The following is a 20,029-nucleotide window of genomic DNA, read 5'->3' as shown; positions in this document are numbered from 1 at the left end:
CTTTTACGTCCAGCGCTCACTAGCACGCCCAACCAGTACAACTATCCGCAAAACCTCGTATCACTTTGTATTTTGCATAAAGTGCTACTTTACCCGACAGCCTCAAGCGGGACAGACTGGGCGAAACCCCTCAAAACCTGTCTCCCTCCATTGGCGGAGACCTAGGTAAAACATTCGAATAATCAGGGACTTAGACAATGTCTTTTGCTTTCAAACCACGCTCAAAATTGGCGGCTCTTTTGCCACTTACTCTATTTACTCACTTTGCTCATGCGCTGACCACCGATGGTGTAGAAGCTACGATAGTACAACAAAACTCCTGGGGTACCGGGTTTTGTGCCGACGTTAAACTAGAGAACCAAGCCTTGAATCCGGTGGAAAGCTGGAGCCTAACCCTTGATCCGCAAGGAAGTACCGTTACAAACGTTTGGAATGCAACGCTCAGTTCAAATGTTGCAAAACCGCTGGCCTGGAACACCCGTATCAACGGGATGTCTGCCGTAGGCTTTGGCTTTTGTGCAAACGGTAGCTCCCTACCGCTCATCACTAATCTGAGTATTAGCCGTTCGCAAAACCCCAGTTCCTCGTCCAGTAGTAGTTCATCGTCCAGCAGCACATCCTCTTCAAGTAATTCAACCAGTTCATCCAGTTCTAGCTCCTCTAGCTCCAGTTCATCCTCTTCAAGTTCTTCCTCTGGAGGCCAATGCGTGGCGGAGCAATGCAACTGGTACGGCACTCTTTACCCTCTTTGCATTTCTCAGAACTCAGGCTGGGGCTGGGAGCAAAGCAGTAGCTGCATCGGTACCAACACTTGTCAGAATCAGTCTGGTAATGGAGGTTTGGTTACTGGAAACTGCACATCTTCCAGTAGCTCAAGCTCATCAAGTTCGTCCAGCAGCTCCAGTTCATCAACAAGCTCCAGCTCTTCGGGTTCGTCCAGCAGCGGTGGATTTGAACTGGTCTTTCGGGATGATTTCAACTCACTAGATAGCTCGCGTTGGCAGCTGATGAACCACTCGTGGGACGGCAATCTTGCGCTGTTTTCCCCGGAGGCAGTGACCGTGGATGATGGCATGCTCGCCATCGGCTTGCGAGCGGCGCCTGCAGGCACCGTGTTCAATGGCACATCAAAACCCTATCTAGGGGCCGAAGTTCGCTCATACACCACCATCGAATATGGCCGGGTTACCGCTAGAGCGAAGCTCGCCAAAGGCTCTGCAGTAGTATCAGCACTTGTGACAATTTATACACCATGGCCAGCAGATGACTGGAACGAATTTGATATTGAAAGCCTCGGCCAAGACAACACCGAAATACAATTTAATTCAATGGTATACACCGGCCCAGAATTAACGCCACCCGTAACTACATCAGTCACGCCAACCCAACACCCGTCGCTCCAGTCGCTCGGGTTTGATTCATCGGCGGGTTTTCATACCTACACCATTGAGTGGACGCCAGACCAAGCATCATTTTATATCGACGGGACACTCTACCATCGCTGGACTGAGCGAATGGATCTGATTGGGTTACCGCAAAATATTCTGCTCACAATCTGGGCGTCGGATGCTGCCTCCTGGGCTGGGCCAGTTACGAGTGATACCGTTAACGGAGTCGCGCTCTACGATTGGATCGAAGTCTGGCGATACACCCAATAGCCATCTATAAAAAACAAAAACCGGCCTTTTACAGGTCGGTTTTTTCATCGACGGACGACTTGATTTTGGAAACTACAGCGGAGCGGCTACACCGAAAAGCTGTTTGCAGCAGAGCATCGACGGTGAGTCTATAGCTAGGGCCTGTTAACACTAATTCAATTCGCTCTGCTGGAGTCTGTATTTTCAGGATGAAAGGCATTTTTGGCGTTGTTTAGCGGGCTAAACGAGCGAAAAATAACGCATCAGCCTGGAAATACAGGCCCAGCCCTGCGGGTTGCGGCTAAAATCCCGCTCTCAGCGTTGTGTATCGCTCATTTGGAACAACCACTAAAACGCCGGGAGCGTTTTAGCGTGTAACCCCGTAGGGGTGAGGCATAGGGATATGCCGAACAACCTGCACTCCAAACGTCGGGGTGCCGCATCACTCGATAGCGAAATTTTAGCCGCAACAGAATGAATCGAATTAGTGTTAACAGGCCCTAAGAGGCTCTTGCAAACAACTGAGACTCCACTTGGTATTTAAGCGCCCTATTCATGGCCTCGAACCCTGCGCGAGCACCGGGTTCTATTTTTTTCCAACTCAGCCCAACTAGAATGCCGCTGTAGGCCTCTTGGTTCACAAACAAACACTGGTTGGATGAGATGCTTGAGATATCAAATCGATGTACGCTATCGAATAAGCCACCGATAAGAAATTTGCTTGTCCAGCACAAAGACTTTGCGCTTTCAAACTCGCAAATTTTGGTTTTGAATTGCATTCGCTGGGAATCCTTAAATGCGACTGAAATCGTAACGTTCTCGTGAAGCTGCGCTGCGCCCTTAACATCAACCATAAACGGGTTCCAGTTTTGATACGCGTGAAAGTCGGTTAAGGTTTGCCATACCTGGTGGCTCGGTGCATCAATTTGAATTTGAGTAACGATTTCTTTGCTCACAGGGCGTCCACCTCCGCCAGCATAAATCGGTTAACGTAATCGTGGGCACCTTGCATTAGTTGACTGGCAATATCAGCGACGTGTCGATTTCTCCAGGACTCGAGTTCTGTGCCCTTAACCCACTGGTTAAACGAACCCAACGCCGGGCCGCACTGAACCTGGTAATTAACCCGCTGTTGCCTTTCGCCACGCAGCGCCATGCGCGTGCCATGAATAAAGTACCATTTAAACACCAACGCCATTTTATGCTTGGGTGACTCTACGGCCTTTTTGACTTCTTCCGGGCGAGCGCGAAGATAAAACGCTTCGGTTTCCTGCCAGATTTCGTCGATTGAACGGGTAAATATCTGCTTCTCGAGCTTAGTTATAACATCGCGAGGAATAGCATCCAGACTGTCGTAGTTTTTGTAAAGTTCGTAGAGCTTGTTAGCGCGCACGTGGAAAAGGCTTCCTTTTTTAAGCACTTGTACTTTTGCCCCCAGTTCAAACATATCGCCCGCTGGCACTATCGCCATATCCTGAGGTTGAGCTTTTTCAAGCATGTCTTTCACGTCTTCGCTTACACCCGCTTCCACCGTGCATTGGTTAATGCTGCCGGTAACCACAAAATCGGCACCGAGCATAAAAGCAGCAGCAATCGCCTGGGGTGTGCCCAAGCCGCCCGCTGCACCAACTCGCACTTTCTGGTTATAACCAAATTGCAAGTTAAGCTCGTCTGCAATGGAGCGTATCGCGGGGAACAGCACCGTAATAACACCCTGGTCGGTGTGGCCACCGGAATCGGCTTCCACACAAATGTCGTCCGCCATCGGTATTAACGGAGCCAGCTCTGCTTGCTGGGGGGTTATTAAGCCCTGCTGTAATAAGTCCTGTACTTTTTCTGCGGGCGGCGGCGAAAGAAAGCGCATTGCCACCTCCGGACGAGACACTTTGCCAATTATGCGGTGGGCACACTGTATTTGTCCGTCAGGCGCAAGGCTTGCGCCGGTTAAACGATAGTAAACGAGTGCATCGGAAATACTAATATAAGAAGCGGCCTCGATTACCGACACACCCTTTTCCAAATAGAGACGAATTAACGCCATCTCTTTTTCCGGTTCTTCAAAATTACTCAGCATGTTCATGCCGAAAGGTTTGTTCTCGCCGACTCGACGTTTTATTTCGTCGATGCTTTGTGCAACTTGTGGCATTTTCAACCCACCTGTTCCCAGGAAGCTCAGCATCGATTGTTCAGCCATGGCACATACCAAATCAACGGATGCAATTCCTTTGTACATGGCTCCAGCAATATATGGACTGCGCACGTTGTAGGTTTGCATAAACTGGCGGTTGCCAAGCTGGATAGTACGCCCGATGGAGTTCATAAATTCACGGTCCTTCTCTCTGAGTAAACTTCGATGCTATACAAACCATGGTGCATGTATCGACGTTCCGGGTAGCTAATGAAAAAATTACGATGGCACACCGCTGTTGCGCAGCGAGTCCTGCGCGTTACCGCCGGTGGCGACTGTGCTTTGAATTAGCATGGTAAGCCGCTGAGCAATATCCGCATGTGCGTTCAACGGGAAGAAGTGCCCCCCTTCCCACAAGTGAAATTCACGTTGCAACAAGAAATAACGATTCCACCCTATGACTTCCTGCACCGGGGCGAAAGTATCGTTCTCGCCCGCCCAGATGGCGACTGGTAACGCGAATGGTCGATCCGGGGAGCCACTAAAGCGCTCAAAAATCCCCATATCGTTTTTTATAATGGGCAAAAACAATTCCCGCATTCCCTGGTTTTCCACCAGTTCTTTGGGGATTCCGCCATGTACCTGTAATTTTGCGATAAAAGCATCATCATCCAGGTGCGATGACGGGTCTTTAATCACCACATCTGGCGGCCGGCTTGCGGAAGCTACAACCAGTTTTGGCATAGGCAATGCGCGATTGCGGAATTCGTTACATAAAGCGAAGGCAAGTCGCCCCCCGAGACTGTGGCCAAAGATGACCAGTGGTAACTCGGTAAGCATGCCGAACTCGGGTTCAAGGTCTGCTACCAGTTCTTCAATGGAATGACATAAAGGCTCGGAAAACCGGTTACCGTGACCGGGCATTTGATACGCCAGCGCGCCTATGTGGTCGGGTAATAGCGACATGGTTTGGTAGAAACTCGTCGCATTCCCGCCGGCGAACGGCAGCATCAGCAGGCGAACTTTCGGCGCTGCCACGTCCTGCGCAGTTACAAATCGACTTGGTTTTTTCACGTTATCACTCATGCGTTTAAGGTATTTCGCTCGTAGTACCAGGAGAGCGGATGTTTGGCGGAATGACGGGCCACCTGCTCCACCTTGGGTGCAGTATCGGCTTTTGACACCTGTTGAAACGCCGCTTTCACCTCATCCAGCTTCGGTAACGCTGCGAGCACAGTTTCAAATTCAAGGCCAAAATCCACAAAACAGGCGACTTCATCGGTGCCGACCTTTTTAAGTTTCTCTGCAAATGCGATGCACTTTTCCACGGTGCCAAACATGGCCCGTTTTTCGAACATATCGTCGAACACAGCCTGTAGCAGAATGGCTTTTTCATCCTTACTAACCACCCGCTCCTTGGCCCCGCTGATGCTTTTATCGTCGTTGGTCGCTTTCACGAATTCGGACAAATACTGTTTCATTGGGGTTTCCACCAAGGCTTTTACCTCGGCGTTGCTATCGCCAACAAAGGTATGCACGGCGGTGGTCACCACACCTAATGCAGGGTCCAGGCCAGCTTCTTCGCGCGCCTGCCGGTAAGCGACAATATTGCTTTCGAGCGCCTCCCAGTTATTTAACAAAGAAAGTATATTAAGCCCCCTGCGGCCCGCGTCTTTCCACACTTCCGGGCTCGAGCTGGACACCAGCCACATTGGCAGTTCTTTTTGCACTGGCTTGGGGTGCACCGAAACCTGGGTCAGCTCACCATCCACACCTTTAAACTCCAGCGATTCCCCCGCCCAGAGCTTGCGTAAATCGTCGATACCTTTGTAGGTAACGGCTTTACGATCCTGATAGTTTTCGGGGAAAAATACAAAATCGCGCTTATGCCAGCCTGAGGCAATCCCCAGTCCAGCGCGACCGTTGGATAATTGGTCGATCATCGCCCACTCTTCCGCCACCCGTACCGGGTGGTGGTGTGGCAGCACCACACAGCCCGCCCTCAAGTGCAAACGCGAAGTTGCCTGACTTAATGCTGCGGAAAGCACGGAGGGATTGGGAAAGGAACCACCGAACTCCTGAAAGTGACGCTCTGGTGTCCACAATGCCTGATAGCCGTGCTGGTCGAAATATTGCGCTGCACGGGTAATAAACTGGTAGCGCTGTTGCACTGAAAAGCTGTCTTCTGCTGAAAAAATAAATCCGCTGAATTCCATGGTGCGCTCCTTAACTTAGGCGTGGTCTGTGTTATCGTCGACAGTGACTTGCGCCAGTATGCTTTTCGATAACTCAACCAGTTTACGATCATGGCAGATCGAGTAATGGTCTGCCTCCACATCAATAATATTTAGCTGACCTTTTACATAGGGTTCGAAACCATTGCTGCGATCTTCCACGGTCACACGAACTTCTGGCATGCCATAAATGTTGTCCGCCGCAATAAATCCTTGCGTGGCATGAAACAAGAGTACGTTAATGGACTCTGGTAAAGATTCTGGCTGATAACCGGTAAGGGCATCATTGTTGGTTAAAATCGTATTGTAATTATTTTCAACCAATTGATAGATTTCGTCGTAGGTTAAGCTGGTTTTACCACCTTGCAAAAACTGACTGACCACATCGAATTGCTGGTTCAAAGGCAAGCCATCTACATGATCCAGGCGCAATTCGTCTGTAATTTTAAAGCGTCGTGCAAAGTTATTGGCGACCAGTAACAATGCCATAACATCGAAGTTCTCGACCTCAACATTAGTAATGTCGATTGAACCAAATGTCTCGGTGTTTGGCATAAATGAATCGATCATAACCAGCATTTCGACAGGCTTACCCAGTTCAGCGAGTTGGCGACACATTTCGTAGGCAACCACGCCCCCGAACGAGTAGCCACCAATAATATAAGGGCCGTCCGGATTCTCGGTTTGAATGCTCTCAATGTAGTGCGACGCCATTTGCTTAATGGACGGCAACAAGTGTAAATCGCCATCCACCGTGAACTGCTCAATGCCCAGTACAGGGCAGGCTTTACCCAAGTGGTGCGCAAGATTTAGGGTGAACGAGACATCGCCAAATAATGTGTGCACCCAAAATGTCGGCGTCTTATCGCCTTCGCGGTTAACAAAAACCAGTGGAAAATCATGCTGCTGACCGGGCGCCAGTACGTTGTAGGTTTTTTCGTATTGAGTGACCGCCAAACGACTGAGGCACTCTGTTGTATTCAGGCGCAACACGCTCGCTGGCGGTACCAGTATTTTTGCCAGATTAACTTCTTCACCCTCGTAGGAAAGAATAATTTCACTGTCGTAGGTATTCACCCACACCGGCGGCATGTAACCCGTTAACAGGGGAATTAATCGTTGAGCATTTAGCATTAACGCGTCGAACCATCCATCGAAGGCCGCACGCGGCATTAACTCGAGCGCCATCTCCTGAATTTCATGAATTTTTTCTGGCTCGCTCATGGACTCATAGGCAACAGTGGAGCGGCCGCGCCACACGGTCGAGCAAGTGGTCGCGAGATCGGTCAGGAAGTTGCCCTGATCGAGGAATTTGCCGTGCTGTGGACTGATAAATTTTAAATGGGTGGTTATCCCGCGCTGTTTCTGAATCACTTGCGCGAGCCCTACCGAAAATTCCGCCATATACCCTTTGGTCACCAGTACCAGTTCGTTGCATTCCACGGCGGCCAGTTGAGTTATCACCGCGTCAAAAATACTATTAACCGATGGTGGAGAGTCTGCCAACGACCATTCCAAGCCAAGAATCTGAACATCCTGAGAAGTTTCCATCCAGTTTAATGCCCAACTGAGTTCGCCGCTGACATCGGCAATAAACAGCCACGCTGTTTGCATCTGCGCGGAGCCAAACTGACTGATACGCACCCGCACGGCGGGTGTTGTGTCTTCTGAATTGGCTGCCGCTGATGATGTATTTAGCTCCGGCTTAACGCTGGTGTTGCTTTCTATAAATTGACTTAATCGCAATACCGTCGGTTCTTCAATAATCGCCGACATCGCAAGGTTTTCACCGTAGCGCTGCTGAACTTTCTGCATTACACGCAAGCCAATAATGGAATCGATACCGTATTCCGGAAATGGCTTGTCGTCCACGAGGTTCCCCGCCTCTATATCCAGTGCATCCACAATAATAGCGCGCACATCGGCTTGGATCTGTTCACTAAAGGACAAGGTGGATTGAGCCGTGCCGGAAGCTTTCTCGGCAGGATTTTTTTGTTTAGGGGTTTCTGCAAGTACCGTAGGCGCAGGCTGACGTGTCGTTGTGTTCGTTGCTTTGTCTTTAACTGCGCTTTTAGCCGGTGCTGCCGCCGGTTTAACCGTTGCAGGCGCTGCTGTTGCAGGGCTTGCGCTTTGAGATGGAACTGGAGCTGAAGTTGAGACCGGCGCAGGGTTTGTTTGAGTTTTCGGCTCAATTGCAGCTGCAGGGGCAGGAACGACGGCAGCCGCAGAGGCTTTTGGCCAGTAGCGCATTTGTTTAAACGGAACAGGTGGCAAACTCAAGCGACGCATTGGGCCAGATCCCTCGCCGGTCATGTTCCCGACCAAGGGCAGCGTCAGGGGTACGTGGTTTACCCACAACTTCGCTAATTTACCCCAGTTTTTCTGTGCGATAACAGATTCCAGAATTGCCGCTGTGTCCTCTGCATCGAATAACGCCTGCCCGGCGACATTGACCGCCGGGCTGACAAATGCTTTAGATGCTGTTGGGTCACTACAGAATTGATCGAGCTGCGTATACAAATCCTTCGTGCTGCTAACGACGAACGCCAGACGCTTCACATCCTGGCTGCGCGACATTTGCAGGGTATAACACAAGTCCGCGATCTCCACCTGTGCCTGCCTGGAAAGCCATAGTTTTAGACTGCTGGCATAGGCTTCCAACTGTTCTTGAGTTGGCGCACTGAGGGTAGCCAGAAAGGGGCCTGCTGGAAGTTCGCGATACGCTGTCTGTGCCTGTGCCGGTGCCTCACCTACAATTACATGCGAGTTCACGCCGCCAAAACCGAATGAACTTACGCCAGCATAACGCGCGCGCTCATGATTTACCCAGGGCGTCAGCTGGCGGTTGAGATACAAACAGGAATCGTCCAGATCGATTAACGGGTTAACCGTATCCAGCCCAGCGATGGCCGGCAACATTTTGTTTTCAAGACACAAAACGGTTTTTATTAAGCCCGCGATGCCAGCTGCCGTCTCAAGGTGACCAATATTGGTTTTAACGGCACCCAGCGCACAGGGCGCGTTACTTTGTGCAAAAACCGCTTTGAGTGCATTAATTTCCACTGGGTCACCCAATGCAGTGCCGGTACCGTGGGTTTCGATGTAGGTTAACGCTTCCGCGTCTAAACCTGCATCGGCCAATGCGCGTTGCACCACTTTTTTCTGGGCACCCACGTTAGGCGCAGTTAACGACGTCGCCCGGCCACCGTGCCCTACCGCCGTACCGGCCACGCACGCATAGATGTGATCCCCATCCGCCTGTGCTTGTGCCAGCGGTTTTATCCAGATGCCTGCACAGCCTTCCCCGCGGGCATAACCGTCTGCACTGGCGTCGAACGTATGACAGCTGCCACTAGCGGACAACATACCGCTTTTGGCAAACGCAGCATGACCGGTTTCATCCAGCATTAAGTTAACGCCGCCAACAAGCGCACTGCTACATTCGCCATTGCGAATGGCTTGAACCGCGCGGTGTACCGCAACAAGCGAACTGGAACACGCGGTATTTATGGGTTCGCTGGGGCCAGTAAGGTCGAGCAAATAAGAAATTCGGTTAACGAGTACACTGTGCACATTACCCGTCGCCATATGACCATCCACATCTTCACCTGCGGCGACTAACAACTGGCCATAACTGTTTGCTCCGACGCCGACAAAAACCCCAGTGTCTGTTCCAGCCAATTGCGTGTGGTGATAACCGGCATCCGCAATAGTGTGAAACAGCGTTTGCAGCATCAGCCTGTGTTGCGGGTCCATGAGGCGCGCTTCGCGTGGTGATATCTGGAAGAACTCCGCATCGAACATATCGATATCATCAATAAAGCCGCCGGTGTTATAGGTGAGATTGGTTTCCGGAATAATAATGCCGCTGGCATCGAACCGGTCAGATGGAATAGTGGTAATTGCCTGTTCGCCAGCAATCAGGTTCTGCCAAAACTGGTTTAAATCCCGGCTGCCAGGAAACTGGCCGGACATGCCGATAATCGCCATCGCACCACGGTTTTCAGTGCTCTCTTTATTTGACTGGACAGGCTGTGCTTGGGCGATGGATTGTACTTGGTCGACGGACTGTACCTGGGTGACGGATCGTACCTGGGCAACGGACTGCGGCGGCGCCGCTTGAGCTACAGTTGCAACGCTTTGGCTAGCTATTTGCGCAGGCAAACCATCGGATGTGTGCTGGGGTGCGGACGACTCTCCTGCGGGGCGGTTTTCTGCTACAAAGTCTGCCAGCTGAGGAATATCCGTACACTGGTAAAACACCGTTGCATCAACTTTAAATTCAAACTGATTTTGTAGTCGCTCGGCAAATTCCACGTAGGATATGGAATCAAAGCCAAACTCTTCAAATCGGGCATCCGCGTCAATTTCTTCCAAAGGAATATTTTGCAAGTCGGCGATCAAAGAACTTATCGTGCGAACTAGTTGCGCGTGGGACTCTACACTCATGGTTTGCGTCGCTCCTTGCTGTTGTGATGCGGCCATTTGCGAAATAGAAGGATTTTCTGCCTTGGCGTGTGCAGGTGTTTGTAGTGAAGGTTGTACTGAGCTTCCTGTCGCGCTTTCTGACTGTTCGATCTGGGGTTGGCTCGGCGCTATATTCGCGCTATCAACCAAATTGTTGGCTGCCAGCCAGAAAGATTTGCGCGCAAACGGGTACCCAGGCAGGGAAACGACCCCTGGAACCACACCGCTATACTGGCCAACCCAATCAACGGTATTACCAGCCAGCCACTGTTGCGCGATTTGTTGCAACTGGCTGGGCAGCGCAGCTATATCCGGCTCATATGTAAACCCATCGGCCAATCGTTCGAGCTCTGCTTGCAACGCCTGAACAGAGTCTGCGACCAGCAGTGCGCGGTATTTAAGTGATTTGCGCCCGCGCTGTAAGGTAAATGCGATTTGTGACAAGCGCATGTTCGACTGAGCCCGCACCTGCTGTAACAGGTTGAACCCGACCTGCTTCAACTGATCGGGGTTGCGTGCAGATAAGGGGAAAAGAGTCGCCAGAGGGTTGTTTATCTCGGCGCTTTGCATATTGGCATTCTGGGTTTCCGGCGCATTGCGGACGATAAGGTGAACGTAACTGCCACCGGCCGCAAATGCATTAATGCCCGCGTAGTGAATGCTATTCTCGTCAGGCCATGCCCGTTTCGATTGTTCGATAAAACACGCGCGCTCTTGCAGCGACGCGGGCAGATCACTACCGTACGTGGGCAGCCACTGGCGATGTTTCATCTGCAATAAAACCCGCGCTAATTGAGCCATTCCAGAAGCTGCTTCCAGGTGGCCAAACTGGCTTTTGACTGAACCTATTCGCGTCGCCGTGCGCTTGCCAGTTTCATCGATAAATCGGCTCACTGCATCGCACTCGGCAGCGTCGCCACGCGCGACCCCAGTGGCTGACACCTCAAGGTAGTCAATGTTATCAACGGGAATATTTGCCTGCGCCAGCGCCCGGCGCATAACCGCCAACTCGGCAGCAGCCTCGGGTGCGGCAAAACCGTCGGATGTCTGACCTTTAAAATTACTGGCGACACCCGCGATAACGCCGTAAATCTGATCACCGTCCGCTTTTGCTGCCGCGTAACTTTTCAGTAAAACTGCACCCGCCCCTTCACCAGTAACCATGCCACTGCCCTGCTCTGCAAATGGTCGGCAGTCGCGCCCCTGGGCTAACATTTTTGCCTGCGCCAGCCCAGCGTGATGGCCTGGGTGGAGAATTAAGTTTACACCGCCAGCAATGGCCGCATCGCATTGCCCGCTGCGGATCGCGTCGACGGCAAGTGCTACACAATTCAGGGCGCCTGAGCAGGCGCTATCGACCCCAATAGACGGGCCCGTTAAACCAAGGGCGTGGCTGATGCGATTCGCCACAGCCCACAAGCTCGATTCTGCTGCCACCGAAACGCCTTGCGCCCATTGAACCGCCGCCAACTGACCATAGTGCTGGTACATGGAAGCTACGTAAACACCCACACTGGAAGCAAAATTATTTCGCCCACCGGTAAGCGTTTCCGGTGCGTAACCCGCATCCTCCAACAGGTGCCAGCACACGTCCAACATCACCCGCTGCTGTGGGTCTAACTGCGGTGCTTCGCGCGGCGAGATGCCGAAAAACAACGGGTCGAATTCGTCAACCGCATTGAGAAAACTGCCGAATTCTGAATTGTCGCTCTGCCACCGGTTATGGGGCACCGGTGTCGCAGCCGGCGTACCCATACACAGCTGCTGCCAAAATTCATCAATATTCGCGGCGCCTGGATACATTCCAGCTACGCCAATAATTGCAACTTCAGCGGTATTTGCGTCAGTACGACCTGCTTGATTTGGAATTGCGGTTGGAGCTGGAGTTGCGGTTGGAACTGGAGTTGCAATTAAAGTATCACTGTGCTGCGGCCTATAGTCACTACCTGATGGAGTAGAAACAACTGCCTCAGAATACGGTTTTTGTCCGCGCTCCAGGGTAGAAATTGTCTGCGGTGCAACGGTTTGCAAAGCGCTTTTTTCATCCATCCTGGCACTTGAGCCAGTTGTATTAGCGTTCAGCGGTAACGCATTTTGCACTGGCGCCTTCGCGCTGACCTCAACGGAAGCGGCACCCATGGTAAGGGTCAGCTTGGCGACATCTGCGATCGTCTCTGCCTGGTTAAGTTGCTCCAGAGTTAACGCGGGGAAGCGTTCCTGCAGCGCATTGAGCACTTCCGGCAAAATAATGGAGTCGAGCCCAAAACTCTGAAAATTGTCGTGTTCGTCCAACTCCGCTACGGGTATTTTTAGCACACGCGCAAAAACCGATTTGAGATACGCCACGTGCGTGCCGTCGGCCTCTGGCGCGCTTGGGGTATTAGCCTGCGCTGTCTGCTCGGCACGACTTACTTGGGTTGCGCGAGCGCCCTCACTGGCCGTGGCTAAAATAACCGTCTGGCCAAGCGCTTCAGATTCCAGCGAGGAATATTCGGGGCCACCACCAAAATAATCACGCCCCTCCAATCCTGATTCGCGCAACGCTTGCCCCCATTGAGCACAGGATAACAATGGCGAATGAGGCATGCGTAAATGCGCATCCTCAAACAACCACCAGCCTTTGGTTAAGCCAAAAGTCATGGTGACAAAGTCCCAGTTTTCGGTAACCTCGTTGATGATCATTCGCCCACTTGGTTTAAGCAGCTGATCACAGTTCTTTAATGTGTAAACTATATTGTCGGTCGCATGTAGCACGTTAGACGCAAGCAAAATGTCACAGTTTGGGATTCCCGCCTGTGCTTGCTCGCGCGCCAGATCTGCTGCAGCCACATCAAAAACTGCAGCTTCAATAAACGGGTATTCAGTCGCTAATTCACGTTTTGCCCGCGCCACAAAGTGCGATGAGAGATCCGTAAACCAATAATGTAATTTAATTGTGCTATTGAAGTTGGCACTGATTTTTTTAGCGACCGGCGAGGTGGTCGACCCAGTACCTGCACCAATCTCCACCAGATTAATTTCCTGCACACCATTCGCCACTAAACGCGAGATTTCATCCTCCACCGCAGCAGCAACCATGGCGTTGCAGGCATCGGAAACCGGGTTATCACGATAGGTAGCCTGCACTAGATGCGCAGATCCACCGGGAAACAAAATTTCCGTATCGGATTTTTTGCCGTCTAAAAGTAACGGGAGATTATCGAGACAATGGTCCAACAACCGCAGGTGCCCTTCTGCCTGGCTGTTTTTTTGCAATACCCTCGCTCGCTCCAATGCCTTTGGCAATTTGGCAGCAAGGCTCCACGAAGCACCACGCTGAATTAAATAGCGCCCTCTCGCTAGCATTGCCAGCATAGCGTTTACCAGGGGAATGGAATCCTGTTTCGCGGCAAAACCATTCAACACCTCCTGAACACCCAGGGCTGACTCAACATCAACAAATAGGCCGCGTTTTTGCAGAATTGCTAGAACACGCTGCTGGCAGTATTGATTCATTAACTGCGCATTTTCGTGCTCAAAGGATGGCCGTAAACCCTGCCACAGCTGGTGCAACGCCGAATTTGAATTACCGCCTGAAAATTGTGAATTCACCTGAGCCCCCTTGGCCTGGTCACAAAGATAAGGCTGCCATTGCGACATACCCTGCGAATTAAGTTTTAGTGCAACTAGCTGACGCTCGGTGCCCGCGAGTAACGCATCAAGCACCGAAAGGCCATCGTCGAATGTAATCCCGAGTAATCCTTTTGCATACATACGCTGACGATAGAATTCGTCTGCCACGACACCTATTTCGTGCCAGAAACCCCAATTCACCACACGGATACCCCGGTGTAACCGGGCGTAATAATTGGCCAAAGCATCTTGAGTCAGTGACGCCGCCGCATAGTTGGACTGACCTGGACTGCAGGTTTGCGAAATTGTCGATGAGAAAAACAGAATAAAATCGAGATTGAGGGCTGTAAGAGATTCCATCAGTTGGATCGTGCCAAACACCTTCGCGTTTAGCGCCGCTGCCAAGTCCTCGTCTTGCATTTTCGCAACTGACGTATCCTGCAAAGTAAGCGCTGAATGGACAACACCATGCAAGGCGCCATATTCTTGCTGGACTGTTTTTAGCAACAATTGCACTTGCTGTGCATCGCTTATATCGCACTGCCGATAATCAAACTGACCGCTCACAAGCTCCGCAACAGCGCCTGCACTTCGGCGCCCAACAAGAATTACACGAGCTTCGTATTTCTCGCGCAAATGTTTTGCAAACGCGAGCCCAAGACCGCCCGCGCCACCAATAATCAGGTAGACCCCTGCGTCCCTAAACGCGATCTGTGGCTGGGTGGCTTGAGGTGCCCCGGCAAAGCGGGAAAACTTTTCGACAACATATTCACCGTGATGGTTAGCCACCGCACACCCCGGCAAACGTGCTTGCACTGGCACCAGTCGATTAAGATCAGCAAACAACGGTGGTAAAAGGCCCTGCTCCACCAAGGCTTGAGACAGATCCAGTTGGTAGCACTCTACCTGCCGTGCCTCCTGGGCAAACGCTTTAGTGAACCCGAGTAAACCTGCGGCCAACGGGTGGAAATTATGTTGTTGGGGTTGTAGAGCAAACGCATCATTGGTAAGAACAATCAGCCTTTGGGCATTACTTTGACCAAAACAGTGTTTTGCTAGTTGCAACAAATTAAACAACGCTTCTTTCAGGAATCGATCCACGAACGCTGTATCTGCAAGTGAGTAGCGCTGCGGATAAATTGCTGCGGTAAACCACAGGGTGTCTGCACTGTTTAGGGTTTCCCGCGCACTGGCAAGCTGTTGAATGGGTATTACCGCCAAAGAAGCAAGGCGCCCCCTGCCTTCGGCTTCGCTAAGTTTTTGCAGCAGCGAATTTTGAATATCACTGCTGGAAGAGCTGGTGATAACCACGTGGCGACGGGTCGGCTCCACCACGGTTAAAAAATCCTGAGATTCCAGCGCCACCCACCTGGGAGCATAACAATGGTCAAAAATTGTTGGTGCGTTTCGGTTGAGTTCTACCCTATTGACGTGTTGGGTAACAACACCGGGATCTTCAGCAGGTGCGGATTCTATGCGGCGGGCAACAAACTGGTCGAATTCGATTACCGGTTTACCAGTATTAGATGCAGCGCTGATCTGGTAAGGATATTCACCATCCGCAGTAGACTGGAGTGCACGTATTGAACCTTTGGCCGCCCTGCATGGCGCTTCGTAAACTCGAATAGACGCCACCTTAAACGGCACTGCTGGCGCCGACTCCTGTTGCGAATGCAAAACAAAAATACTTTGCAGCATGGAATCGACGAAGCCCGGGTGAAAAACATCGTTTGTGTCCGGCGCGACCTGCAATTCAAAATTTACCTGGCTTTCGCTGTATTCAAGCTGATCGACGTATTGATATCCAGGGCCGTAGGTGAATCCAGCGGCCGCCATAGCTTGATACAAGCGCTCGCCTCGCCAGGAATCCGACGCGCTAAATTCCACGTCGTCAAAGGACTTTTGTATTCTACTTGGCTCTGCACCAAACCGCTTAAATTTGCCAAAAGATGCTAATTCTCCTTCAGCATTTTTTACGCGAAACTGAACGGTATCGTTTTGCGGTTGTACTTCTACCGTGACTCGCATTTGCTTGCGTTGCGATGCCAGCGGTCTTAGCCAGTGCACATCCGTAAATTCGTAACCGCCGCTGAGCTGGGTTTCGACAAGACCGCACTCTTTTAACGAAGCCAGCACCAGCGATAAATGCCCCATACCACTTAGAATCGGTTGCTCTTGGATGACATGGTCCGCAACAGCAGACGCGGCCGGGGGAATGCTCCATTCCACCTGTGAGTTATCAATACGATTCGGCACTGGCTCAAAACTGCGCTCACGGTACCAAAGGCGCATTTTCGCGAACGGATATAACGGGAGCGGTATGCGAGTCACCGGCGTACCTTGCCACAAATTTTCCCAGCGCCAGTTTATCCCGCTCAGCCAGCCTTCCTGCAACGCCTGTAATTCTTGGCTATTCAAAGTGAGGTTATCAGCGGGTGCGGTGAACTCGTCCTCAACATCTTCATCAACGAGTTTGTGTACGTTCGTATTTTTATGAATGTCCGTCGCCAACAAATTCATTAGCTCGCTAATCAATGCATCTTTTGAACTGGTGTGAATAGCAATACGGGTATTTAATGCTGCGCGGGAGGTTTGCAGGCTAAACAAGTAGCAAGCAAAACTGAATTCGGTGTCTGCCGCTTGGAGAAAATCGAGATGAGCACGACACAATCGCGCCAGCCCTGCCGGATTATTCGCCGAAAATACAGCGAGCGGTACCGTGACATCGCTATTTTTATAATCGCTTGAATCGTATTTTGTTAATTTCCCAGGCGCTTGTTCGACGATTAAATGCGCGTTACTGCCGCCGGCGCCGAACGAAGAAAGCCCGCCAATTCTGGGCGCGCTTTCAGATACCCAGGGGGCAAAATCAGTTTGCACGAAGAACGGCGTATTCTCCAAATCCAGCGCTGGATTAAGTACATCTGCGTGCAAGGACGGGACTCTTTGCCGACGGTACAATTGCAATACGAGCTTGGTTAAGCCAGCAATACCCGCAGCGGATTCCAGATGGCCGATATTGCTTTTTACAGAGCTCAACGCGCAACTCGCACGCAAGCCGGAACCACCGTTCATTCGGAAGGCCTGTGTCAAACCGTCGACCTCAATCGGATCGCCCAGCGCTGTGCCGGTGCCATGGGTTTCAATCAGGCTTATGTCACGCGCGTTTACACCAGCATCCTGCAGCGCATCGTGTACCAGCAACGCCTGAGATTGTGGGCTGGGGACCGAATAGCCGTTCGTGGTGCCGCTGTGATTGACCGCCGCGCCGCGTATCACTGCATAAACATTGTCACCGTCTTTTTTGGCCGCTGAGAGCGGTTTTAACAATGCGGCACCCACTCCTTCACTGGGTACAAAGCCCGTCCCGCCTTTGCCAAAACTTCGACATCGACCATCGAGGGAAAGAAAACCCATATCCGACAGGGCGACATAGCGACTTGGGTCGAGGTTGATATTAACCCCACCCACCAGTGCCATTTTGGTTTTGCCTGCAACCAGCGATTCATAACCCAAGGTGATCGCACTGAGCGATGCAGAACACGCCGTATCGATTGCGATGCTAGGCCCTTGTAGATTGAGAAAAAACGATACCCGATTGGCAATGGACCAATAGGCGGACGATGCAAGAGTACGTTCGCCACGTCCCCAATCTTGTGCACTGAGTTGTTGGTATTGCCCAGAGGTAACACCGACATATACACCGACTGCGTGCTGGCGTGACGAGGCTTTACGACTGTATTCACGCAACCGCTGCGGAGAGTAACCGGCATCTTCCAGAGTATGCCAAACGGTTTGCAAAAACAGCCGTTCTTGCGGGTCAATACTCTCCGCTTCACGCGGTGAGATGGCAAAAAAGAGTGGATCAAATGCATCGACATCATTTAAAAATCCACCCCATTTACTGTGACTGAAGCCACTGGTTTTTTGCGGTCGATAATAGGCCTGCCAATCCCAACGGTCCGCCGGAATTTCGGTAATGGAATCCTTGCCTTCTACCAGGTTTTGCCAAAATTCATCGATATTTGCTGCAGCAGGGTACCGACCCGCAAGGCCGATAATAGCCACCGCTTTTGCATCGACAGAGTCAGTGTGCGGCTGACTAATTTGCGGTGTCTGATCCGCTGTTACCTGCACCGCCACTGATGACTTTGCGATGCTCGCTGGTTCGCTGGTTCCAGGCTGAGGAACTATTTCCACACGGGACAAAATCGCATCGGTGAGCTCGGCTATGGTATGACAGTCGAACAGCAGGGTTTTTGGCAAGGTGCCGAATTGTTTTTCAAGGGTGACGTTCAGACGGGTAATAATCATCGAGTCGAGGCCCATTGCCTGCAGGCTGAGCTTCGGCTTGACCTTAGTACTCGGAAACTGCGTCGCATCGCAAAGGGCATCGATGATTGCCGTTTGTGCTTGTTCGCGACTTTGTACCCTCGGCGTATGTTTGCGAATTTTCATCGCGTCTTTATCGCCAATAAAACGCACAATTTCAGCTTTATCGCCAAAGGCAATAACCCTATTGCCCGCGCCGGATTTTAACAACACTTGCCAACCCAGCACCTGTGGCAGCGGCACCATACCTGTTTCACTGCGCATTAACGCTTTGTCTTCGGCGCTGATATCCATACCGCCACCGTCCCACAGTGGCCAATGCAGGACCTGCAACGCTACCGACGACGGTAAAAATTTTTTTGCCAGCGCTGTCATAGCGCGATTGGCGCTGGCGTAAAAGCTTTGCCCCGAATGGGGTAAATAAGCAGCGATCGATGAGAATAAAATAACGCTGTTTACATTATATTTATGGACGGCGCGCAACAGGTTTATCGTGCCTTGATATTTTGGGCTTAATACTTTTGCGTACTGATCCGCCGACGCTTTATTGATAAAGCTATCTGCCAATACACCTGCGCAGTGTACAAGTACAAGATCACCCGCAAAACGCCGCACACTCTCGCAAATTGCCCCATCCACAGCCGTTTTATCGGCGATATCCGCCTGCTGATAAGCCACGCGGGATGAATGCTGTGCAATTAATTTTTCGACAGCGGGCTTCGCCGGAGAGCGCCCCAGCAAGGTGATACACAGGTCTTCCCGCTCAAGCAGAATCCGACTTAAAGACAGCGCAAGTTCACCACCGCCCCCGGAAATAATTAGGTGGCATTTATTATGTAACCAGGCTGGTGTTTGGCTGCTTAATTCCGGCGTTTGTACCAAGCGCAAAACCTGGCGACGACTCGATAGATAGCGAACTTCCACGTGCTCTGCCGCAGCGGCCAGCTCCTCGCGCCAGTGATCCGTCTCTACCGAAAAATCAAACAGCACCGAAAAATGGCAATTGGGATTTTCAACCCGGGCGCCGCGCAGGAAGCCGGCTATCGCCTCATTCGCCACCGCTGCATACTCGCCCGTAGCACCGAATGACCAGCGCTGTACAGATTGATCGGCATTTAAGGTTGAGAGTGATTTTACCCAAGCAAATACGTCAAGTAGCGCAGGCTCCACGTCATTCTCAGCGGATGCGTGCACCAACCACAAACCAGATTTTTGCGTAATCTTTTCACGGCTGAAGGTGGTAAATTCATGCAGGCTGGAAAATTCTTTGAGCGGGGTCTCGTTGCGAGTGCAGGCCGACGCAGATGCAAACAATAAATAGCGCCCCGCGTCCACCAACACCACATCACAATCGCCAAGTGCATCTGACAAACACGCCCTGCTGTTTACCACGACCAACCCAAGCGCACTCCGGGCGGTGTTAGTCGCTGGAGCGTCTACCCAGCTCGGCTCATAGACTGCGAGCTGCGATTGATCCAATGGCATTTTATCCTGCAGCTTGCGCAGAGCGACCAGCGCTTGTTCCACCGTCAGTGTTCCGTCTTTAACTGCTGCGAGCACCGCATTTTTATCATTCATTTCCATTTCCTTACCAAAACAACCTGAGGCAACCACTGCGT

Annotated in this window: 6 protein-coding genes; 1 reads left to right on the top strand and 5 read right to left on the bottom strand. The window is 51.5% G+C overall.

Going from position 1 to position 20,029, the window contains the following annotated elements:
• Positions 1-239: 239 nt before the first annotated feature.
• Positions 240-1,658, top strand: coding sequence for a family 16 glycosylhydrolase (locus TERTU_RS22350; RefSeq protein WP_266352087.1), 1,419 nt, complete (start codon positions 240-242; stop codon positions 1,656-1,658).
• A gap of 479 nt (positions 1,659-2,137) precedes the next feature.
• Here TERTU_RS22350 and TERTU_RS09785 read toward each other — a convergent pair whose 3' ends face one another.
• From TERTU_RS09785 to TERTU_RS09765, 5 genes are all read right to left on the bottom strand, one after another.
• Entirely contained in the window at positions 2,138-2,593 is a 456-nt protein-coding gene (locus TERTU_RS09785) for an SRPBCC domain-containing protein (protein WP_015819535.1), read from the bottom strand.
• The gene (locus TERTU_RS09780) at positions 2,590-3,957 is read right to left on the bottom strand and encodes a PfaD family polyunsaturated fatty acid/polyketide biosynthesis protein (protein ID WP_015819094.1); all 1,368 of its coding nucleotides are present in this window, start codon (positions 3,955-3,957) and stop codon (positions 2,590-2,592) included. The genes TERTU_RS09785 and TERTU_RS09780 overlap by 4 nt, the downstream gene beginning before the upstream one ends.
• A gap of 87 nt (positions 3,958-4,044) precedes the next feature.
• Positions 4,045-4,839 (bottom strand): thioesterase II family protein, encoded by a 795-nt coding sequence (locus TERTU_RS09775; protein WP_228378301.1) that lies wholly within the window; start codon positions 4,837-4,839, stop codon positions 4,045-4,047.
• An 8-nt stretch (positions 4,840-4,847) separates the two neighbouring features.
• The gene (locus TERTU_RS09770; RefSeq protein WP_015817550.1) at positions 4,848-5,981 is read right to left on the bottom strand and encodes a MupA/Atu3671 family FMN-dependent luciferase-like monooxygenase; all 1,134 of its coding nucleotides are present in this window, start codon (positions 5,979-5,981) and stop codon (positions 4,848-4,850) included.
• A 15-nt stretch (positions 5,982-5,996) separates the two neighbouring features.
• On the bottom strand, positions 5,997-19,988 hold the full coding sequence (locus tag TERTU_RS09765) for an SDR family NAD(P)-dependent oxidoreductase (protein WP_015819178.1): 13,992 nt from the start codon (positions 19,986-19,988) through the stop codon (positions 5,997-5,999).
• Between the last annotated feature and the right edge of the window lie 41 nt (positions 19,989-20,029).

The organism is Teredinibacter turnerae T7901, assembly GCF_000023025.1.
Taxonomy (GTDB): domain Bacteria; phylum Pseudomonadota; class Gammaproteobacteria; order Pseudomonadales; family Cellvibrionaceae; genus Teredinibacter; species Teredinibacter turnerae_B.
This window is presented reverse-complemented; position numbering and strand designations above follow the sequence as displayed.